A 19,767-nucleotide genomic window follows, 5' to 3' on the forward strand; every position below is an offset into this window, starting at 1 on the left:
GTTCCCCCTTTCCGCCGCCGGGAACCGGAGCTCGGCGCCGGGCTCAGGGATCGACGACGAAGGACTGTTCGGTCCAGATGACCTTGCCGGTCGAGGTGTGCCGGGTGCCCCACCGGTGGGCGAGCTGGGCCACGATCATCAGTCCGCGTCCTCCCTCGTCCGTGGTGCGCGCGTGGCGCGGGCGCGGTGAGGTGCCGCTGCCGTCGCTCACCTCGCAGATGAGGCTGCGGTCCCGGATCAGGCGCAGGCCGATCGGTCCGGACGCGTACCGGATGGCGTTGGTGACCAGTTCGCTGACGATGAGCTCCGTGGTGAACTCGAGACTGTCCAGGCCCCACTCCGACAGCTGCCGCACCACGGCCGAGCGGGCGTCGCCGACGGCGGCCGGGTCGCTGGGCAGGTCCCAGGAGGCGACCTGGTGCGGCGAGAGGACCTTGGTCCGGGCGAGGAGCAGAGCGGCGTCGTCGGGCGGCGGGCCCGTGAGCAGCGTGTCGACGGCGCCCCGCCCGATCTCCTCCAGCGTCGTTCCGTACTCCGTGAGCGCCTGGCCCAGCCGGGTGATCCCGACGTCGATGTCCCGGTCGGCCGTTTCCACGAGGCCGTCGGTGTAGAAGGCCAGCAGGCTGCCCTCGGCGATCTCCAGTTCGGCGGACTCGAACGGCAGATATCCGAGGCCGAGCGGCGGCCCTGCGGGCAGGTCCAGCACCTCGGCGGCGTGGCCGGGCGTCACCAGGACGGGTGGCAGGTGCCCCGCGCGGGCGAGCGTGCACCGTCCGCCGACGGGGTCGTACACGGCGTACAGGCAGGTCGCTCCCATGAAACCGGCACCCTCGGCGCCCTCGGCGGACGCCGGCTCGCTGTCGTCGTGGGCCCCCATGAGGCCGATGACCAGATCGTCGAGGTGGGCGAGCAGTTCGTCGGGCGGGAGGTCCAGGTTGGCGAGCGTGCGCACCGCGGCGCGCAGGCGTCCCATGGTCGCCGCCGCGTTCATCCCGTGTCCGACGACGTCGCCGACGACGAGGGCGACCCGGGCGCCGGACAGCGGGATGACGTCGAACCAGTCGCCGCCCACGCCGCTGGGGACGCCGGCCGGCTGGTACCACGAGGCGACCTCGAGCGCCGATCCCCCGCTCAGGGCCTGCGGCAGCAGGAACTGCTGCATGGCGCGGGAGGCGGTGCGCTCGCGGGTGAAGCGGCGGGCGTTGTCGACGCACACCGCCGCGCGGGAGACGATCTCCTCGGCCAGACGCACGTCGTCGTCGTCGAACGGGGCGAAGCGGCGCGACCGGGCGAAGGTCGCCACGCCCAGGGTGACGCCGCGCGCCCGCACCGGCACCACCATCAGCGAGCGGAAGTCGTACTTCAGGAGCGACGCGCCCAGCGAGGGGTCCTCGGTCACCCAGGGGCTGGCGGTGCGGTCCAAGGTCCGTTCCACCAGGGTCCTGCTCTCCAGCAGGCAGTGCGTCACGGGCGAGGACGGGGCACGGCGGACGGCTTCCCCGACGGCCAGGCTGCCCTCGGGGCACCCCTCGCGCACCGACGCCTGCCCGGCGCGGCGGATCACCGGTGCCATGCCCACCGGCCCGGGGGCCGGCTCCTCGCCCCTCATCACGGAGTCCAGCAGGTCGACCGCCACGAAGTCGGCGAGGGCCGGCACGGCCTCGTCGGCCAGTTCCTGCGCGGTCCGCCGTACGTCGAGGGTGCTGCCGATGCGGGCGCCGGCGTCGTTCAGCAGCGCGAGGCGTTCCTGCGCCCGCCGGCGTTCGGTGACGTCGATGAGCATGTACAGGATGCCCACGGTGCGGTCGCGGCGGTCCCTCATCCCGAAGAAGGACGCGGAGATGGCGCGGGCGCGCTCGGGGTCGTCGGAGGTGGTGACGAACTCGCAGTCCATGACGGGGCGGCCGGTGTCCAGGACGGTGCGCATCTTCTCCTGGAAGAGCGCTGCCTCGGCGGGCGGCAGCACCTCGTGCACCTGCCGCCCCAGACGGTCCCCGAGGGGGACCAGACGGTCCAGGGGCTCGTTGACCCAGACGAAGCGGAGATCGGTGTCGAGGACCGCCAGTCCGACCGGCGCGTGGGCGAGGAAGGAGGTGAGCATCAGCTGGCTCATGCCTCCGCCGGGCATGCGCCAGAAGGCCCGCTTGGGCGGCCGGCCGACGTACCGGCCGAACAGGAGGGCGGCCGCCGTGGCGACCAGGACGCCCGGCACCATTTCGTAGACCCCCGATTCGAGCGGTCCGAGCACGGGATTGATGCGGTTCCACAGCAGCACCGTGCCGGCGCCCGACACGATTCCGGCCATGGCCCCCGCCCAGGTCATGCGGGGCCAGTACAGCGACAGCAGGACCACCGGCCCGAAGGCGGCCCCGAATCCGGCCCAGGCGTGGGCGACGAGATTGAGCAGTGCGTCGCCTCTGAGCGCGATGACGAACGCCACCAGGATCACCAGGACGACCGTGCCGCGCCCCACCCACACCAGCGCGCGGTCGCCGGCGCGGCGGTTGAGGAAGGCCCGGTAGAAGTCCTCGGTCAGGGCCACGGACGACACCAGGAGCTGGCTGTCGGCGGTGGAGATGACGGCGGCGAGCACGGCGATCAGCATCACGCCGGCGACCCACGGGTTGAGCAGCGTCCGTGCCAGTTCGATGTACACCGTGTCGGGGTCGGACAGCGACGGCACGAGTTCCCCGATGCCGGCCAGGCCGACGAGGGTGGCGCCGGCGAGCACCAGCACGACCCATGCGGTGCCGATGCGACGGGCGGCGGGGACGTCGCGGGTGCTGCGGATGCTCATGAACCGGGCCAGGATGTGGGGTTGCCCGAAGTATCCGAGGCCCCAGGCGAGCAGCGAGACGATCGCCACGACACCGAGGGTTCCGTCGGCGGACCACAGACCGCCCCCGTAGTCGACCAGGGCCCCGGGGTCCCGCAGGGCGGGCTCCCTGCTGTCGAGTGCCTCGCCCAGGGCGCCGAAGCCGCCGACGGCCGCGATGGCGGTCGCGGGCAGCACGATCAGGGCGAGGAGCATGAGCGTGGCCTGCAGGACGTGGGTCAGGCTCACCGCCAGGAAGCCGCCCAGCGCCGAGTAGACGACGATGACCAGGGCCGTCACGGTGACGCCCAGCCCGAAGCGGAGGTCGAAGACAGTGTTGAACAACAGCCCGCCCGCCACCAGACCGCTGCTGACGTAGAGGGTGAAGAACACCAGCGTCACCGCGGCCGAGACGAGTCTGAGCATCCGGGTACGGTCCTCGAACCGCTCCTCCAGATAGGCCGACAGACTGACCGCGTTCCCGGCCCGCTCGGTGTAGGTGCGCAGCCTCGGTGCGACGAAGAGCCAGTTCAGGTAGGTGCCCGCGGCCAGGCCGAGCGCGATCCACGCGGAGCCGATGCCCGCCGCGTAGACGGCTCCGGGGAGGGCCAGGAACAGCCAGCCGGACATGTCGCTGGCCCCCGCGGACAGGGCGGCGACGGGCGGCCCGAGACGGCGTCCGCCGAGGGCGAAGTCGGAGAACGTGCGCGTGCGGGTGCAGGCCCAGACACCCGTTCCGACCATGGCCACCACGTACAGCGTGAACATGGTGACGATCGGCGCACTCAAGTTGAACATGTGGTCCTCGCCCGGGAAGTCCGCGATCAGGGGCACACCCATCGGTCCGGCCGGCGGTTCGGTACTCCGGCGTCAAATCTACAGATTTCGAACAAGCCCAACCATGCGGATGCCCGGACCACGGGCTCGGCGACCGCGGGACGACGGCCCGGCACCCCTCCGCGCACCCTTCCCTGGTAGGTTCTACAGTGCTGTAGAAATAACGGCGCCCGGAGCGTCAGGCCCGGGCACCCCTCCCGACACGTACGGAGTCCTCATGGCCCTGTGGGACCGCCTCAAGGAGTCTGCGTCCCAGATGCAGACCCAGCTGACGGCCAGGAAGAACGACCTCAGGAGCGGCGCCTTCCGCGACGCCGGCATGGCGATGTGCGCCCTGGTGGCGGCCGCGGACGGTTCGGTCGACCCGTCCGAGCGACAGCGCGTGGCCCAGCTCATCGGCACCAACGAGGTGCTGCAGAACTTCCCCGCGGACGATCTGCGCCGCCGCTTCGAGGACAACCTCGCCAGGCTCACCACCGACTTCGCCTTCGGCAAGGTGAGCGTCCTGCAGGAGATCGCCAAGGCGAAGAAGAAGCCCGCGGAGGCGCGGGCCGTGATCCAGATCGGCATCGTGATCGGCGGCGCCGACGGCGACTTCGACAAGCACGAGCAGGCCGTGGTCCGCGAGGCGTGCTACGCCCTCGGCCTGCCGCCGCACGAGTTCGACCTCTGACCGGCCCGGATCACAGGGGGGTGGCCGCGTAGAGGATCCGGACCATCGTCACCGTGGAGTTCGCCGACGCCATGGCGGACACGGCCGCCCCCGCGGCCGCGCCCCACGCCGCAAGTCCCACCAGGGTGAACAGGGACGGCCAGCGCCGTACCGCCGGGGCCGGCGCGAGCAGCGCCGCCACGCGGCGCGGAACCGGCCCGGGTGCGGCGAGAGACGCGAGGGTGGCGACGGGAGTGCCCCGCGACACCAAGGCCGCCTTGCCGATCGCGTGCGCCACGGTGCGGCGGCTGCCGACGGTCTGCGCCGCGTCCTCGTCCGCCCACCGTTCCGCCGTGTACGCCACCGCCGTCCGCAGCGGCCGCAGGAAGGGGTTGGCCCGTGCGGCCAGCTGAACCGTGAGGAGGAAGCGGTGGTGGCCGGCCGCCAGATGGGCCCGTTCGTGCGCGAACAGCGCCCGGCGCTCGGCCGGCGCGAGACTCCTGAGCAACCCGGTGGTCACCACCACCCGGCCCCTTCGCCCGCCCGGCAGCGCGTAGGCGTACGGCTCGGCGTCCGGGAGAACCGCCACCTCCGTCCCCCGCAGCCCGGCGAGTGCCCGGTGGGCGCGTCGGCGCACCCGGCCGTGCCGCCACAGCGTCCGGCCGCACGCCGTCAGCACCGCGCACAGGGCGGGGATCGCGGCCTTCCCGACGACCTCGTCGTAGGGGACCGCGGCGCGCACCTCGGGGTCCGACCAGCCGTCGGGCAGCGGGTTCCCGGGCAGCTGGGCGGTACCGACCACCATCGCCAGCGCCAGGCACACCGTGCTGCACGCCGCCATCACCGCCGCCACCCCGGTCAGCAGCCGGGTCGCGGTGCGCGGGTGCAGACGGTGCTCCGCGAGGCGCGCGATCGGCCACGCCGTCAGGGGCAGCACCAGCGGCAGAAAGACGAACACCCCCATGGCGGCTCAGTCTTCCCCGTCGTTCCCCGGCCGGCCCAGCAGTTCCCGCAGGAGGCGTTCGTCGTCCGGTCCGAGACCGGTGACGAAGCTGGCCAGCACCGCCTCCCGGTCGCTCTCGGCGTCGAGGACCCTGCGCATCTTGTGGGCGGCCAGGCCCGCCTGGTCCGACGCGGAGGTCCACGCGAAGGACCGGCCCGCGCGCTCCCGGGTGACCGCGCCCTTGGCCAGCAGCCTGGTCAGGATGGTGATGACGGTCGTGTAGGCGAGGTCTCCGCCGAGCCGCTGCTGCACCCAGCCGGCCGTCGCCGGGCCGTCCGCCTCCCGCAGCGCGGCCAGGACGAGTGCCTCCAGCTCACCCTGCCCCCGCCGCCGGGAACGCTGCCGCTGCTCCGCCACGCCCTGTCTCCCTTCCGCCACCTCCGGTCACCCGGGCCGCCATCGTATAGACGCCCGCCCGCAACACCTGAGCAGCCCCGAGGAACCCGCACTTGTTCTACAGTGATGTCGATGTGCGACCGGGCCTCGGAGAAGGAGCAGGACACCCATGTTCGGACTGAGTGAGCTGGCCGTCATCCTCGTCGTCGTCATCGCGGTACTCGCCGCCAAGAGGCTCCCCGACCTCGTCCGCTCGGCAGGCAAGTCGACCCGCATCCTCAAGGCCGAGGCGCGGGCCCTGCGGTCCCCCGCCCCCGAACGGACCTCGTCACTCTCCGAGGGGAGAGTAACGAATCGGACATTCGGGAAGGCGGAGAAGGTGAACGAGGAGGAGCGCGACGGGCTCCGCCCCTGAGCCTGGCGCGAGGAGTAGGCATGGCCGAGGAACAGACCGCCCTCCACCCACGGCCGGACGGTTCCTCGGCCTCCGCCCCCGACCTCCGGCGCACCGGCATCGGTCAGGATCACTGGTATCCCGTCGCCGTCTCCGCGAGCGTCCCGCGGAACGAGACGTTCGCCGCCACGTTCGCGGGCCGGCGGATCGCGCTGTACCGCAGCGCGTCGGGGACCGTGCACGCCCTCGAGGACCGGTGCGCACACCGTCAGGTGCCGCTGAGCATGGGCGTGGTGGAGGGCGAGGTCCTCCGCTGCTGCTACCACGCCTGGGCCTACCGCGGGGACGGCCGCATCTCGCAGATCCCCTATCTGACCAAGGAGTGCGCACGGCCGCCGCGGGGTGTCCGCGCGTATCCGGTCCACGAGGCCCACGGTCTCGTCTTCGTGTTCCCGGGCGACCCCGCGAAGGCAGCCACGACGCCCGTGCCCCGGCTCCCCGCGGTGACTTCCCCCCGGCACCGGACGATGACGTTCTCGCGCACCGTGCGCTGCCACTACTCGTTCCTGCACGAGAACCTGCTCGACATGAACCACCAGTTCCTGCACCGGGGTGTGGTCGGCAGGATCCGGCCCCAGCTTCTCGGCTACGAGACCGGCCCCCGCTCCGTGGAGGCGCGGTACCTGTTCCGCTCCACCGGCGGGCGGAAGGACCGAGGCGCCCGGCTGCTGGCCGCCGAGGGCGTCCGGAGCTCCGGGCGGCCCGACCTCCTCACGATCCGGACGGAGTACCCCTACCAGACCCTCCTGTCCGTGCCGGAGAACGCCGACGTCCCGGCGTTCTCCCTCTGGGCGGTCTATGTACCCGAGGACGCCGAGCAGCGCGTCAGTCATGCCTACGGCCTGCTCTCGATCGCGAAACCGCCGGTTCCCGGCGCCCTGCGTCTCGCCTGGCCGCTCATCCGGCGCTTCACCGAGCGGGTGTTCGCCGAGGACCGCATGGCGGTCGAGGCCGAGCAGCGGGCCTGGGACGAGCAGGGCGAGGACCGCAACCGGGAGATCTTCCCGCTGATCCTCGACCTGCGCGCGGTACTGCGGGCCAACGGCACGCCACTCGGCCCCGGGTGTGCGTCCGGGCGGCCGGACTGACCGCTACGCGCGCCGGTCGCGCAGGGCGGCGAGCGCGACGTCGAGCGAGGCGGCGCGAGGGCGGTTGTGGGGCAGCCTGCCGAGCAGCACCGCCATGCCGCAGGTGTTGGTGAGGGCGGAGAACACCAGTCCGGCGGCGACTCCCGCGGCGAGGAGCTGGAAGGCCGGGTGCACGAGCAGACCGAGCACGAGGCCGAGGAGCACCAGCGACCCGGCCGTGCAGCGCACCTGGCGCTCCATGCTCCAGACCGACCGGGTGTCGCAGGCCGCGGGACGGTGCAGGTCCCGGCCCTCGGACGCCCAGGCCCCGGTTCCACCGGCGAGCGTGGCGGCGTGGATGCCCTCCCGGGCGAGGAGCGTGCCGGCCTTCTCGGAGCGTGCACCGGAGGCGCACACGAGGAGGAGGCCGCCGTCCCGTGCGGCGTGCCGGAGTTCCGGCAGGGCCCGGCGGATGTGGTCCAGGGGGATGTTGAGGGCGCCGGGCAGATGTCCGGAGGCGAACTCTGCGGGCGTGCGCACGTCGATGACGGTGAACTCCTGCAGCCGGTTCTCGGCGTGGCCGGTTTCCAGGGTGGTCGGGGTGAGGGGGCTGGTCATGACAGGCAGTGTTCCTTCGTGGTCGGCGGGACGCGGAAACCGGGACGTACTGTACCCCCAGGGGTATATTCCGAGGGAGTGGTCGTGGATCCGGAACTCGAGGGGGCGAATCTCGCGTCCGTGCTGAACCGGCTGCGGCGTGCGCAGGGCGCAGATTGTGTGGCGAGCCGCCCCTCGGCCTCGAAGTCGAACGAGTCGCCGCGTCATCGATGCGTGACCTTCGCTCCACCAAGGCAGATACTTCCGAGAGGAGGACTTCAGCCGACCCGTGTCAGACCGCCCGGCGGACCTGCCGAGCCCCAGGAGGTACTCATGAAGATGCTGATCAACGTTCCGGAGACCGTGGTCGCTGACGCGTTGCGCGGAATGGCCGCGGCGCACCCCGAGCTGGCGGTGGACGTGGAGAACCGGGTGATCGTCCGCAAGGACGCCCCGGTGGCCGGGAAGGTCGGCCTGGTGTCCGGCGGGGGTTCCGGGCACGAGCCGCTGCACGGCGGGTTCGTCGGGCCGGGAATGCTGTCGGCGGCCTGTCCCGGCGAGGTGTTCACCTCCCCCGTGCCCGATCAGATGGTGCGGGCCGCGGCGGCCGTGGACAGCGGGGCCGGGGTGCTGTTCATCGTCAAGAACTACACCGGTGACGTGCTCAATTTCGACATGGCCGCCGAGCTGGCCGAGGACGAGGGCATCCAGGTCGCCAAGGTGCTGGTCAACGATGACGTGGCGGTGACCGACAGCCTGTACACGGCCGGCCGCCGCGGCACGGGTGCGACGCTGTTCGTGGAGAAGATCGCGGGCGCCGCGGCCGACGCGGGCATGCCGCTGGAGCGGGTGGAGGCGATCGCCCGGCAGGTGAACGAGAACTCCCGCACCTTCGGCGTGGCCCTGAGCGCCTGCACCACTCCGTCCAAGGGCACCCCGACCTTCGACCTTCCCGAGGGTGAGCTGGAGCTGGGCATCGGCATTCACGGCGAACCGGGCCGGGAGCGGCGGCCGATGATGACGTCGGGCGAGATCGCCGAGGCCGCCCTGGACGCGATCCTGGACGACCTCACCCCGCGCAACCCCGTCCTGGTGCTGGTCAACGGCATGGGCGCCACCCCGCTGCTGGAGCTGTACGGCTTCAACGCCGAGGTGCAGCGGGTGCTCGGCGAGCGCGGTGTCCCCGTGGCCCGCGTCCTCGTCGGCAACTACGTCACGTCCCTCGACATGGCGGGCGCCTCGGTCACTCTCTGCCAGGTCGACGAGGAACTGCTGCGGCTGTGGGACGCGCCGGTGCGCACTCCGGGGCTGCGCTGGGGCATGTGAGGCGGAGCCGGGACCACCGTTCGGACGTACCTACCACGCAAGGAGTTCCCGTGCTCGACGCCGACTTCTTCCGCCGCTGGATGACGGTCACCGCCGCATCCGTGGACCGCGAGGCGGAGCGCCTCACCGCCCTCGACTCACCGATCGGGGACGCGGACCACGGCACCAACCTCCAGCGCGGATTCCGGGCGGTGAGGGACGCCCTGGACAAGGAGCCGCCGGCCACCCCCGGGGCGGTGCTGACCCAGGCCGGGCGCCTGCTCATCTCGACGGTCGGCGGTGCGTCCGGTCCGCTGTACGGGACGCTGCTGCGCCGCGCCGGGAAGACGCTCGGGGACGACGCCGAGGTGGACGAGCGCCGGCTGGCCGAGGCGCTGCGCGCCGGGGTGGACGCGGTGATGCAGCTCGGCGGCGCCGCGCCGGGCGACAAGACGATGATCGACGCGCTGGTGCCCGCGGTGGACGCGCTCGGCGACTCCTTCACCGCGGCCCGCGACGCCGCCGAGGAGGGGGCCGTGGCGACGACGCCGCTGCGGGCCCGCAAGGGCAGGGCCAGCTATCTGGGCGAGCGCAGCGTCGGGCACCAGGATCCGGGCGCCACGTCGTCGGCGCTGCTGATCGCCGCGCTCGTCGACGCCTCGGCGGACACGGAGGCCGGCGGTGAGTGACGAGAAGCTGGTGGGGGTCGTCCTGGTGTCGCACAGCGCGGCGGTCGCGGCCTCGGTGGCGGAGCTGGCGAAGGGGCTGGCCGGGGCCGGCGACGTGGTGCCGGTGGCTCCCGCGGGCGGTGCCGAGAGCGGCGGCTTCGGCACCAGTGCCGAGTTGATCTCCGCGGCGGCCGCGTCCGTCGACCGCGGGGCCGGGGTCGCGGTGCTGACCGACCTGGGCAGTGCGGTGCTCACCGTGAAGGCGCTGCTCGCCGAGGGGGACGAACTCCCCGCGCACACCCGGCTGGTGGACGCGCCGTTCGTCGAAGGTGCGGTGGCCGCGGTGGTCACGGCGTCCACCGGGGCGGACCTGGCCACGGTGGAGGCGGCCGCGACGGAGGCGTACACCTATCGGAAGGCGTGAGGGGCGCGGCGCCGCCCCGCCGTCCGTTCAGCCGTCGCCGTCGACGAACTCCCGGGCCAGCCGCCTCCCCTCGGTGACCGCGGCCGTGCGGTCCTCGATGGGGGTCACCTCGCTGTTCTTGAACACGATGTAGGTGACCCCGGAGGGGGTGCCGCCGGCCCGCGGGTCCGGGTCGATTCCGAGCGACTCGGCCGCGGCGTAGGACGCCTCGCCGATGATGCCGGCGGGGCCGGTGTCGCCGACGACCGCGTACCGGACACGGTCGCGGTACACCATCGCCGCGACCGATCCGCCCCGCACGCCGTGGGTCCGGTGGTTCCATACTCCGCTGAGGCGGGAACCACGACATAGGGCAGCGCCTCGGCCTTCAGCGGCCGGCCGTCGGACTGGACGAAGGCCGTGGAGGGGGAGAAGTACGGGTCGGTGCCGGCGTTGCAGCGGCGGCCGGGCCGGCCGTCGCAGTCGATGTCCATGTCGGCCTTCCAGAAGACGGCGTCACGGGAGCCGCACACCGCGACGGTGGCCCGGGCCCCCTGGTCCTTGCGGTAGCGGCCGCGGGAGACCGGCGTGCACGCGCTCACCCTGGCGAGCAGTTCCGCGGCGGTGACCGGCTCCGCACGCGCTGGCGACCCGCGGTCGGCGCGCCGGGCGGGGGCGGGGTCGGTGCGTCGTACCGGAGCGGGGGTGGCCCGTCGAACGGAAACCGGGTCGGCGTGCCGTGCGGCCGGTTCGGTGCGGGGCTGGGGTGCGGCGGGGGGTGCCGGAGGGGCCAGCAGGGCGACACCGGCCATGGCCAGGGTGATCGACTGGACACGGGACACGTTCAAGAGGGCCTCTCGTCGGGGGCACTGACGCACACTCACGGGCACTCTGCCCCATTACGCCCCGATATGGCGGTGCGACGGCCCCGACGGGGCCGGACGACGCACGATCGCACCAGTGACGGACAGGGGGCCGGAGCCCGAGCTCTTGTCCACTCGGGCCGTCCGGCCGCCCGCACCGGCACGGGATCTGCGACGACAGCGGTCCGCGCCCTGGGCCGAACTCCCCTGCGACGCAAGACGGTTCGACCCGTTCAGACCTTCAGCATACGTAATGCGCGGCGACTCCCCTCCCTTCCGCCCTCTTGATGTGACCGCGTCAGCGGCGTCATATTGGTACGGACCATTCTCCGAACCCGTCCGGTGTGCCACCCCGGGAGGCAGAGTCGTGCGTGGCGTTCCCCCAGCCGTGTCCCCGCGTCGCCTCCTCGCGCTCTGCGGGGTTCTCCTCCTGGCCGCCTCCTGCCGCTGGGGCGGGTCGGACGACGCGGGCGGCGAGCGGCCGCCCGGGGCACCCACCGGTGTCACGGCGGAGGCGGGCAGCGCCACCAGTGTGCACGTCATGTGGAACGCGGTCGCCGCCGCCGACGCGGAGGTGAGCCGGTACGAGGTCTACCGGGGCGCGACGAAGGTCGAGGACGTTCCCGGCTCCGCGCACATGGTGGACGTCACCGGGCTCCGGCCCGCGACCTCCCATGTGTTCACGGTGCGGGCCCGGGACGTGGAAGGGCGGCTCGGCCCGCCCAGCCGGGAGGTCCGGACGACGACACCCCGGGTGACCGCCGCCGACGGCTCCCCGCCCACGCGTCCGGAGCGGTCGCGCGGCCGGGCGGTCGGAAGCCGGGCGGCGCAGCTGTCGTGGTCCGCCTCGAAGGACGACCGGGACGTGGTGTCGTACGACATCCACCAGGGCGGCACGAAGATCCACAGTGTGGCCGGCAACCAGACGTCCACCGTGGTCACCGGTCTGCGCCCGGGCACCCGCTACGTCTTCACCGTCCGGGCCCGGGACGCGGCCGGCAACCTCTCCCCGCCCGGCGCCGCCGTCCGTCTCACCACCGCGGGCAGCGCGGAGGGCGGGGACGGCACCGCGCCCACCGGCTTCCGCGCCACGAGCCAGTGGTCCGACGGCGCCCACCATCTGGTCCTCACCTGGGTGCCCCCGCGCGTGGACGGCGTGATCACCGAGTACGAGGTGCGCCTGGACGGCCGTACCGCCACCTCGCTCGTCCACGGCGGGGAAGCACCGCGCGACCGGGCGACGTACCGCTTCTATCTGGGCCGGAAGGCAGGGGTCACGCACCGGGTGCGGATCCGGGCGATGCTGCCGGACGGCACCTGGGGCGGTTTCTCGGCGGAGCGCACGGTGACGACGGGTCCCGGCGGCTGACCCGCCCTCGCGTCGGCCGCCCGGAGGAAGCCGTCACCTGCCCGGATGCCGCCGGAGTGCGCACGGGTGCGGCTGCCCGTTGGCTTGCCTCGTGGCAGCACGGGCGCTCCCCGACCTCGGCGGCGCAAGGGATGTACCGCCGGCCGTGCCGCCGGAAGGCAGTCCACATGCGTATCTCGAAGCCACTGCTCCGCTCCGGACCGGTCGTGGCAGCCGCCGCCGCGCTCGCCCTGACATCGGCCGGACCGGCCGCGGCGGCCGGGATCTCCGTCAGCACCAGCGGGTCGACGGTCTCGGTCACCACCAGCGCGTGCACCCAGATCAACGGCAACTGGGGCACCGCATCGCTGCTCAACAGCAGTCAGACGAACTTCTCGCAGGGCCGTCAGGTGGCGCTGTCGGGGACCGGTGCGGGACAGTCCGCGGCCTGGTCGAACGTCGGCGCGGGCACCTACACGGTGATCGTGGTGTGCTCGAACGGCAACACCGCAGGCACCCAGGCCGTCGTCGTCACCCCCGCGCCCAGCCCGTCGGTCACTCCCACCGCGTCACCCACCCGCGGAGTGATGGGCGGCATCGGCGGCGGCTCGACGGACTACGGCACGGTCACGCTGGTGGCGGGCGGCTCGCTGGTCGGCACCGGCCTGCTCGCCACGGCCTGGTACCTGCGCCGACGCGCCAAGCCGCGTCACTTCTAGGGTGTCGATCCGAACGCCCCCCAAGGTCCGGCGCCGGCCGCCACCACGTCCGACGCGCTCCGGTCGGGCGGCCGGCGCCGCCACGTCCTCCCGTGCGGCGGTCACTCCTCGCGGGCGTCCGGCCGCTCCTGCTCCCCCGCGCCGGGCAGCCGGGCGAACTCCTCCAGCGCGTGGTCGAGCCACTGGGTCCAGAAGGTCTCCAGATCGATGCCGGCCCGCAGGACCAGGTGCCGCAGCCGGTCCTGGGGCTCGTCCCTGCCGGGCGGGAAGTCGCGCCGCTCGATCTCCCGGTACGTCTCCAGCTGTCGTGCGTGCAGCTCCCGGTGGCGACGCAGATCCGACTGCAGGCCCTCGGTTCCGACCACGGCCGCCGCCCTGAGCCGCAGCAGCATCGCATCGCGATGGGGCTTGGGGTCCTGGGACGCGGCGGTCCAGCGGGCCAGTTCCTCCCGCCCCGCCGGCAGCACCTCGTAGGTCTTCTTCTGCCCCCTGGCCGGCTGCTCGGGGGCCAGGGCCCTGATCAGGCCCTCGGCCTCCAGCTTCCCGAGCTCGCGATAGATCTGCTGGTGCGTGGCGGACCAGAAGTAGCCGATCGACCTGTCGAACCGGCGGGTCAGCTCCAGCCCCGACGACGGCTTCTCGAGCAGGGCGGTGAGGATCGCGTGCGGGAGTGACATGGGCTCATCCTAGGGACGGGCCGCGCCTCCCCTACAGCGCCGCCGCCAGCTCCGTGCCCTGCTTGATGGCGCGCTTGGCGTCCAGTTCGGCGGCCACGTCGGCGCCGCCGATCAGGTGGACGGGCCGTCCGGCCGCGAGGAGGGTCTCGTACAGGTCGCGGCGCGGTTCCTGCCCGGTGCACAGGACGATGGTGTCGACCTCGAGGACGGTGCTCTCGCCGTCGACGGTGAGGTGCAGTCCGGCGTCGTCGATCCGGTCGTAGCGCGCGCCCGGGACCATGGTGACCCCGCGGTGCCTGAGTTCGGTGCGGTGGATCCAGCCGGTGGTCTTGCCGAGTCCGGCGCCGACCTTGGAGGTCTTGCGCTGGAGCAGATGGACGGTGCGCGGCGGGGCGGGCCGCTCGGGTGCGGCGAGCCCACCGGGGCCGCGGTAGTCGAGGTCGACGCCCCACTGACGGAAGTACGTCGCCGGGTTCTCGTGCGCCTTCTCGCCGCCGTCGGTGAGGAACTCGGCGACGTCGAACCCGATGCCGCCCGCGCCGAGGATCGCGACCCGGTCGCCGACAGGGGCGCCGTCACGGAGCACGTCGAGGTAGCCGAGCACGCTCGGGTGGTCGACGCCGGGGATCTCGGGTACGCGCGGATTGACGCCGGTGGCGACGACGACCTCGTCGTATCCGTCCACGTCGTCCGCGGTGACGCGGGTGTCCAGCCGTATGTCGACGGCCAGTTCCTCGAGACGGGTGCGGAAGTAGCGCAGGGTCTCGTCGAACTCCTGCTTGCCGGGGACCTTGCGGGCGACGTTGAGCTGGCCGCCGATCTCGCTCGCGGCGTCGAACAGCGCGACGTCGTGGCCGCGTTCTGCGGCGCTGACCGCGCAGGCGAGGCCGGCCGGTCCGGCGCCGACCACGGCGACGCGCTTGCGGCGGCGGGTCGGGGCCAGCACCAGCTCGGTCTCGTGACAGGCGCGCGGGTTGACCAGGCAGGAGGTGATCTGCCCGCTGAAGGTGTGATCCAGGCAGGCCTGGTTGCAGCCGATGCAGGTGTTGATCGCCTCGGGGCGGCCGTCGGCGGCCTTGGCGACGAAGTCGGGGTCGGCGAGCATCGGGCGGGCCATCGACACCATGTCCGCGCAGCCCTCGGCGAGCAACTGCTCGGCGAGTTCGGGGGTGTTGATGCGGTTGGTGGTGACCAGCGGGACCGACACCTCGCCCATGAGCCGCTTGGTCACCCAGGTGTAGGCGCCGCGCGGCACGGAGGTGGCGATGGTGGGGATGCGGGCCTCGTGCCAGCCGATCCCGGTGTTGATGATCGTGGCGCCGGCGGCTTCGACGGCCTGGGCGAGGGTGATCACCTCGTCCAGGGTGGAGCCGCCGGGCACCAGGTCGAGCATGGAGAGGCGGTAGATGACGATGAAGTCCTCGCCGACCGCCTCGCGCACCCGGCGGACGATCTCCACGGGGAAGCGCATCCGGTTCTCGTAGGAGCCGCCCCAGCGGTCGGTGCGGTGATTGGTCCCCCGGGCGATGAACTCGTTGATCAGATAGCCCTCGGAGCCCATGATCTCGACGCCGTCGTAGCCGGCCTGCCGGGCGAGGCGGGCGGCGCGGGCGTAGTCGTCGACGGTGCGCTCCACCTCGGCGTCGGTGAGCTCGCGTGGCGGGAAGGGGCTGATCGGCGCCTGGAGGGGGCTGGGGGCGACCAGGTCCCGGTGGTAGGCGTAGCGGCCGAAGTGCAGGATCTGCATCGCGATGCGCCCGCCCTCGCGGTGCACGGCGGCGGTGACGACGCGGTGCTGCTCCGCCTCGGCCTCGGTGGTGAGCCTGGCGCCGCCCTCGTAGGGACGCCCCTCGTCGTTGGGGGCGATGCCGCCGGTGACGATGAGACCGACGCCGCCGCGGGCGCGGGCGGCGTAGAACTCGGCCATGCGGGAGAAGCCGTTCTCGGCCTCTTCCAGGCCGACGTGCATGGAGCCCATGAGGACCCGGTTGGGCAGCGTGGTGAAGCCCAGGTCGAGGGGGGTCAGCAGGTGGGGGTAGCGGCTCATCGGGCCCTCCGTGCGCGCGGTGTCGTGCCTGTAGTTGTAAGGCACGCGCATCGGTTATGCAACTAGTTGCATAAAGCGTGACGGAGGGCACAGGGGTCGGCGCGGCGTCAGAGGCGTCACCGGCTTTCCAGGCGGACGTGCAGTTCCTCCTCCTGGTCACCGGGGACCGTGCTCAGGTCGTGCACGGTGAACAGGGAGTCCAGGGTGACGCGGAACCGGTCGATCGCCCAGTACCCGCCGTGCACGTCGGCGTCGACCGACGACGACAGCCGGACCGGACGGACACCGCCCTCGTGCGCGTCGGCGACGTCGAACGTGCCGAGCCACACCGTGGGACGCGTCTCGTGGAACTCCTCGGGTACGTCGTCCGCGCACCGGTCGGACGCGAAGCACGCGCACAGCGTGTCGAAGACGATCCGGGCATCGTCCTTGCTGCATCCGCTGATCTCGACCGAGACGGATTCCGGGTGCGGTTGCCGGCTGCCCATCGTGATCGCTCCTCTCGTGGCCCCTGCCGCCCCCAACCCCCACTCCTACTCCTCACTCAGCAAAGCACTGCACGCGCCGGAGCACTACCCGCGCGCCGCTGCCGCGGTGACGACATCGCGGGGTACCCGCCACGATGGTGGGAGAAGCGGGAACCGTACGGCAGGAGCGGCGGAAAATAGCCCTCGCGCGCGGTAGAACAAGGGGGGCGGCACGGTGACGGCGTGCCGTGGAATCGGCGAAGGCGGGGCGTGGGATGAATGCAGCGGGGCCGGCCCCGGCCGGCGGTGACGGGCCGGTACGAGGGCCGGTGCGTCCCAGCGGGCTGCTCGACGTGCTGCGCGTGGCCTCGGTGGTCCTGGACACCGAGGGGCGGGTGATGCTGTGGAGTCCGCAGGCCGAGGAACTGTTCGGGTACAGCGCACAGGAGGCGCTCGGCCAGTACGCCGCCCGGATCATGGTCCACGAACAGCACCTCGACCTCGTGGTGAAGCTGTTCGCCGATGTCATGCGCACGGGCCGCAGCTGGGCCGGGGCGTTCCCGATCCGGCGCAAGGACGGCAGCACACGGCTGGTGGAGTTCCGCAACATGCGGCTGCTGGACGAACGGGGCGAGGTGTACGCCCTCGGGCTCGCCGTGGACCAGTCGACCGTGCGCCGGCTGGAGCAGGACGTGGCCCTGTCCACCCGGATCGTCGCCCAGTCCCCCATCGGACTCGCCGTCCTGGACGGCGATCTGCGGTACGTGTCGGTGAATCCGGCGCTGGAGCAGATCAACGGCATCCCCGCCGAACAGCACCTGGGCCGCACCATCCGGGAGGTGCTCCCGCTGGTGGACGCCGACGCGATCGAGGCCGCCGCGCGTCAGGTCCTCGACACCGGCCGGCCCGCCGTCGACCGCGCCACCACCGGCCGTACCCCGGCGGATCCGGACGAGGACCACGCCTGGTCGGTCTCGCTGTACCGGCTGGAGAACGCGCTCGGCACGGTACTCGGCGTCGCCGTGTCGGTGGTGGACATCACCGAGCAGCACCGGGCGAACACCGAGGCCGAGACGGCACGGCGCAGGCTCGCCGTGATCGCCGACGCCTCCGCCCGCATCGGCACCACCCTGGAGCTGGACCGGACCGCCGGTGAGCTCGCCGACGTGGCCGTGCCGGAACTGGCCGACGCGGCGGCGGTGGATCTGCTCGACGCCGTGGTGCGCGGCCGCCGCAGCACCCTCGGCCCCGCCGAGCCGGCGATGATCCGGGCGCTGGCGGTGCGCTCGGTGGACACCTCCGAGGTGCTGCCGGCGGCCGACCCGCCGGGGAAGGTGACCCGGTACGCACCCGACCGCCTGATCACCGAGTGCGTACGCACCGGGCTGCCCGTGATGGTGCCGCAGACGAAGGACGAGGACCTGGCGAGGATCGCCCGTTCCCCGGAGGCGGCCGAACTGCTGGCCCGGGCGGGTGTCCACTCGTACATGGCCGTGCCGCTGATCGCACGCGGCGAGGTGCTCGGCGCCCTCGACCTCACCCGCACCCGAAACCCCCGTCCGTTCGACGAGGACGACCTGCTGCTCGCCCGGGAGCTGGCCTCCCGCGCGGCCGTGCAGATCGACAACGCCCGCTGGTACCAGAATGCCCGCGACACCGCCCTCACCCTGCAGCGGAGTCTGCTGCCGAGCCATCCGCCGGTGACGGGCGGGCTCGAGGTCGCCTCCCGCTACCAGCCGGCCGGAGCCACCAGCGAGGTGGGCGGCGACTGGTTCGACGTGATCCCGCTGGGGGAGGACAGGACGGCCCTCGTCGTGGGGGACGTGATGGGCAGCGGTATCCCCGCCGCGGCCACCATGGGCCGGCTGCGCACGGCGACCCACACCCTCGCCTCCCTCGGCCTCGATCCCGCCGTGCTCCTGGACCACCTGGACAGGATCACCGGCGGGCTGGACCAGGCGATCGCCACCTGTGTCTATGCCGTGCACGACCCCCGCGAGCGGCAGTGCGTCATCGCCAACGCCGGACATCTGCCGCCGGTCCGGGTGCGGGCCGGTCACGCGCCCGAGCTGCTCGATCTGCCCACCGGGGTGCCGCTGGGGGTGGGCGGGGTCGCGTTCTCCACGACCACCGTCGAGCTGGAGCCCGGCGACCGGCTGGTGTTCTACACCGACGGTCTCGTCGAGACGCGCCGGCACCCGCTGGACGAGCGCCTGGACCGGCTGCTCACGCTGCTGGACCGCCCCGGACACTCCCTCGAGGAGGTCTGCGACCTGCTGCTGCGCACGCTGCACGAACCCGACAACTTCGACGACGTCGCCCTGCTCATCGCGCGGGCGACGACGCCGGGCGGCTGAACGCGGCGGCGGCCCGGTGCGGCGGGCGGACCGGTGCGGCGGGCGGACCGGTGCGCCGGGCGCTTCCGCTCATGAGAGGCGCTTCTCCGTCCTGGCACCGGTCACCACATGGGCGTGGCGCTCCTCGCAGACGGCCAGACGGGGCCGCAGGCCGGCTTCCGCGAAGGCGTCGACGGCGACGGAGGCCTGCCGGCTGCTGGTCTCCACCAGGAGACAGCCGCCGGGCGCCAGCCAGCCCGGTGCGTCGGCGGCGACCCGGCGCAACACGTCGAGGCCGTCCGCGCCGCCGTCGAGCGCGACGCGCGGCTCGTGGTCGCGGGCCTCGGGGGGCAGCAGACCGATCTCGTCGCTCGGCACGTACGGCACGTTCGCCGCGAGGATGTCGACGCGGCCCCGCAGACCGCCGGGGAGCGCGTCGAACAGGTCCCCCTCGTGGACCTGTCCGCCGAGAGCGGCGACATTGCGGCGGGCGCAGCGCACGGCGGCCTGGTCGATGTCGGCCGCGTGCAGTTCCGCCCCGTCGAGTGCGGCCGCCAGGGCGGCGCCGACGGCGCCCGAGCCGCAGCACAGGTCCACGACGACGGTGGCGCGGGGCGGCCGGGGCCGCACCGCGGCCAGGGCCTGTTCCACGAGGAACTCGGTGCGTCGGCGGGGGACGAATACACCTGGTTCCACCGTGATGCGCCGGCCGCGGAACTCCGCCCAGCCGACGACGAGTTCCAGGGGCAGCCCGGCTGTCCTGCGTTCGACCATCGCCGTGATGTCCCGTGGGGTCGGCGCGGCAGCGATGATCAACTCGGCCTCGTCCTCGGCGAAGACGCATCCGGCGGCACGGAGTGCCGTCGCGACGGCGTCCCGGGAAGGCGGCGAGGAGGGGTGGGGGACGGGCGAGGGCTCGGGGAGGAGCGAGGAAGGCTCGGGGAGGCGTGAGGAAGGCTCGGGGAGGCGTGAGGAAGGCTCGGACGGCGTGTGCGGCAAGGGACTGGGGCCTTTCGGGAGCCGAAGGGCGCTCTCGTGGTCACCTGCTGCCGAGGGACCGTGTCGCTTCGAGGTGAGAGCACCCGACCTGACAAGCGGTAATGGGTCCCACCTCCCTCGATGTCCGTGGCTGGGTCGGTCCGCAGCCGGACGGCCACAGTACCCGACGATCTC

Annotated in this window: 17 protein-coding genes and 1 pseudogene; 9 read left to right on the plus strand and 9 right to left on the minus strand. The window is 72.9% G+C overall.

The features are described 5' to 3' along the window. Nucleotides 1–43: 43 nt before the first annotated feature. Entirely contained in the window at nucleotides 44–3,613 is a 3,570-nt protein-coding gene (gene putP, locus ACZ44S_RS17960; RefSeq protein WP_466930242.1) for a sodium/proline symporter PutP, read from the minus strand. Between the two features lie 256 nt (nucleotides 3,614–3,869). On the opposite strand from putP, the gene ACZ44S_RS17965 reads away from it, so the two are divergent. Further along, nucleotides 3,870–4,325 (plus strand): tellurite resistance TerB family protein, encoded by a 456-nt coding sequence (locus ACZ44S_RS17965; protein ID WP_466929976.1) that lies wholly within the window; start codon nucleotides 3,870–3,872, stop codon nucleotides 4,323–4,325. A gap of 10 nt (nucleotides 4,326–4,335) precedes the next feature. Here the strand turns inward: ACZ44S_RS17965 and ACZ44S_RS17970 are convergent, their stop codons facing one another. Both ACZ44S_RS17970 and ACZ44S_RS17975 read right to left on the minus strand, forming a co-directional pair. Beyond that, nucleotides 4,336–5,268 (minus strand): M56 family metallopeptidase, encoded by a 933-nt coding sequence (locus ACZ44S_RS17970; RefSeq protein ID WP_466929978.1) that lies wholly within the window; start codon nucleotides 5,266–5,268, stop codon nucleotides 4,336–4,338. Nucleotides 5,269–5,274: 6 nt separating this feature from the next. Further along, entirely contained in the window at nucleotides 5,275–5,664 is a 390-nt protein-coding gene (locus tag ACZ44S_RS17975; RefSeq protein ID WP_466929980.1) for a BlaI/MecI/CopY family transcriptional regulator, read from the minus strand. Between the two features lie 148 nt (nucleotides 5,665–5,812). Between ACZ44S_RS17975 and ACZ44S_RS17980 the strand changes: the two genes are divergently transcribed. Both ACZ44S_RS17980 and ACZ44S_RS17985 read left to right on the plus strand, forming a co-directional pair. Continuing rightward, the gene (locus ACZ44S_RS17980; protein WP_466929982.1) at nucleotides 5,813–6,058 is read left to right on the plus strand and encodes a twin-arginine translocase TatA/TatE family subunit; all 246 of its coding nucleotides are present in this window, start codon (nucleotides 5,813–5,815) and stop codon (nucleotides 6,056–6,058) included. 20 nt (nucleotides 6,059–6,078) lie between these two features. Next, nucleotides 6,079–7,185, plus strand: a complete 1,107-nt coding sequence (locus tag ACZ44S_RS17985) for a Rieske 2Fe-2S domain-containing protein (RefSeq protein ID WP_466929985.1) — start codon at nucleotides 6,079–6,081, stop codon at nucleotides 7,183–7,185. 3 nt (nucleotides 7,186–7,188) lie between these two features. Here the strand turns inward: ACZ44S_RS17985 and ACZ44S_RS17990 are convergent, their stop codons facing one another. Next, nucleotides 7,189–7,782 (minus strand): rhodanese-like domain-containing protein, encoded by a 594-nt coding sequence (locus tag ACZ44S_RS17990; RefSeq protein ID WP_466929988.1) that lies wholly within the window; start codon nucleotides 7,780–7,782, stop codon nucleotides 7,189–7,191. Between the two features lie 312 nt (nucleotides 7,783–8,094). On the opposite strand from ACZ44S_RS17990, the gene dhaK reads away from it, so the two are divergent. Genes dhaK through ACZ44S_RS18005 form a run of 3 tightly spaced genes read left to right on the plus strand, consistent with a single transcriptional unit; the run spans nucleotide 8,095 to nucleotide 10,158 of the window. Then, nucleotides 8,095–9,087, plus strand: coding sequence for a dihydroxyacetone kinase subunit DhaK (gene dhaK / locus ACZ44S_RS17995; protein ID WP_466929991.1), 993 nt, complete (start codon nucleotides 8,095–8,097; stop codon nucleotides 9,085–9,087). Nucleotides 9,088–9,137: 50 nt separating this feature from the next. Next, nucleotides 9,138–9,755 (plus strand): dihydroxyacetone kinase subunit DhaL, encoded by a 618-nt coding sequence (dhaL, locus tag ACZ44S_RS18000; protein WP_466929993.1) that lies wholly within the window; start codon nucleotides 9,138–9,140, stop codon nucleotides 9,753–9,755. Then, the gene (locus ACZ44S_RS18005) at nucleotides 9,748–10,158 is read left to right on the plus strand and encodes a PTS-dependent dihydroxyacetone kinase phosphotransferase subunit DhaM (protein ID WP_466929995.1); all 411 of its coding nucleotides are present in this window, start codon (nucleotides 9,748–9,750) and stop codon (nucleotides 10,156–10,158) included. Before dhaL ends, ACZ44S_RS18005 begins: the two co-directional genes overlap by 8 nt. A gap of 27 nt (nucleotides 10,159–10,185) precedes the next feature. Here the strand turns inward: ACZ44S_RS18005 and ACZ44S_RS18010 are convergent. Next, nucleotides 10,186–10,949, minus strand: a pseudogene (locus ACZ44S_RS18010) (glycoside hydrolase family 75 protein). 418 nt (nucleotides 10,950–11,367) lie between these two features. Between ACZ44S_RS18010 and ACZ44S_RS18015 the strand changes: the two are divergent. Further along, nucleotides 11,368–12,369, plus strand: a complete 1,002-nt coding sequence (locus ACZ44S_RS18015) for a fibronectin type III domain-containing protein (RefSeq protein WP_466929997.1) — start codon at nucleotides 11,368–11,370, stop codon at nucleotides 12,367–12,369. Nucleotides 12,370–12,536: 167 nt separating this feature from the next. Then, entirely contained in the window at nucleotides 12,537–13,067 is a 531-nt protein-coding gene (locus ACZ44S_RS18020; protein ID WP_466929999.1) for a hypothetical protein, read from the plus strand. A 101-nt stretch (nucleotides 13,068–13,168) separates the two neighbouring features. On the opposite strand, the gene ACZ44S_RS18025 is transcribed toward ACZ44S_RS18020, so the two are convergent. The 3 genes from ACZ44S_RS18025 to ACZ44S_RS18035 form a co-directional block, all read right to left on the minus strand. Beyond that, on the minus strand, nucleotides 13,169–13,744 hold the full coding sequence (locus ACZ44S_RS18025) for a PadR family transcriptional regulator (protein ID WP_466930001.1): 576 nt from the start codon (nucleotides 13,742–13,744) through the stop codon (nucleotides 13,169–13,171). 31 nt (nucleotides 13,745–13,775) lie between these two features. Then, nucleotides 13,776–15,791 carry an FAD-dependent oxidoreductase gene (locus tag ACZ44S_RS18030; RefSeq protein WP_466930003.1) on the minus strand — a complete coding sequence of 672 codons (2,016 nt, stop codon included), beginning with the start codon at nucleotides 15,789–15,791 and terminating at the stop codon, nucleotides 13,776–13,778. 116 nt (nucleotides 15,792–15,907) lie between these two features. After that, entirely contained in the window at nucleotides 15,908–16,279 is a 372-nt protein-coding gene (locus ACZ44S_RS18035) for a hypothetical protein (protein ID WP_466930005.1), read from the minus strand. Between the two features lie 254 nt (nucleotides 16,280–16,533). Between ACZ44S_RS18035 and ACZ44S_RS18040 the strand changes: the two genes are divergently transcribed. Further along, nucleotides 16,534–18,615, plus strand: coding sequence for a SpoIIE family protein phosphatase (locus ACZ44S_RS18040; RefSeq protein WP_466930007.1), 2,082 nt, complete (start codon nucleotides 16,534–16,536; stop codon nucleotides 18,613–18,615). A 69-nt stretch (nucleotides 18,616–18,684) separates the two neighbouring features. On the opposite strand, the gene ACZ44S_RS18045 is transcribed toward ACZ44S_RS18040, so the two are convergent. Beyond that, the gene (locus tag ACZ44S_RS18045) at nucleotides 18,685–19,593 is read right to left on the minus strand and encodes a putative protein N(5)-glutamine methyltransferase (protein ID WP_466930009.1); all 909 of its coding nucleotides are present in this window, start codon (nucleotides 19,591–19,593) and stop codon (nucleotides 18,685–18,687) included. Nucleotides 19,594–19,767: the final 174 nt, after the last annotated feature.

The sequence above is a fragment of the Streptomyces malachitofuscus genome (assembly GCF_055571035.1).

Coding starts and splice junctions, on each gene's coding strand:
- putP (WP_466930242.1), bottom strand. CDS start 3,613: ATGTTCAACTTGAGTGCGCCGATCGTCACCATGTTCACGCTGTACGTG.
- ACZ44S_RS17965 (WP_466929976.1), top strand. CDS start 3,870: ATGGCCCTGTGGGACCGCCTCAAGGAGTCTGCGTCCCAGATGCAGACC.
- ACZ44S_RS17970 (WP_466929978.1), bottom strand. CDS start 5,268: ATGGGGGTGTTCGTCTTTCTGCCGCTGGTGCTGCCCCTGACGGCGTGG.
- ACZ44S_RS17980 (WP_466929982.1), top strand. CDS start 5,813: ATGTTCGGACTGAGTGAGCTGGCCGTCATCCTCGTCGTCGTCATCGCG.
- ACZ44S_RS17985 (WP_466929985.1), top strand. CDS start 6,079: ATGGCCGAGGAACAGACCGCCCTCCACCCACGGCCGGACGGTTCCTCG.
- ACZ44S_RS17990 (WP_466929988.1), bottom strand. CDS start 7,782: ATGACCAGCCCCCTCACCCCGACCACCCTGGAAACCGGCCACGCCGAG.
- dhaK (WP_466929991.1), top strand. CDS start 8,095: ATGAAGATGCTGATCAACGTTCCGGAGACCGTGGTCGCTGACGCGTTG.
- ACZ44S_RS18020 (WP_466929999.1), top strand. CDS start 12,537: ATGCGTATCTCGAAGCCACTGCTCCGCTCCGGACCGGTCGTGGCAGCC.
- ACZ44S_RS18025 (WP_466930001.1), bottom strand. CDS start 13,744: ATGTCACTCCCGCACGCGATCCTCACCGCCCTGCTCGAGAAGCCGTCG.
- ACZ44S_RS18030 (WP_466930003.1), bottom strand. CDS start 15,791: ATGAGCCGCTACCCCCACCTGCTGACCCCCCTCGACCTGGGCTTCACC.
- ACZ44S_RS18035 (WP_466930005.1), bottom strand. CDS start 16,279: ATGGGCAGCCGGCAACCGCACCCGGAATCCGTCTCGGTCGAGATCAGC.
- ACZ44S_RS18040 (WP_466930007.1), top strand. CDS start 16,534: ATGAATGCAGCGGGGCCGGCCCCGGCCGGCGGTGACGGGCCGGTACGA.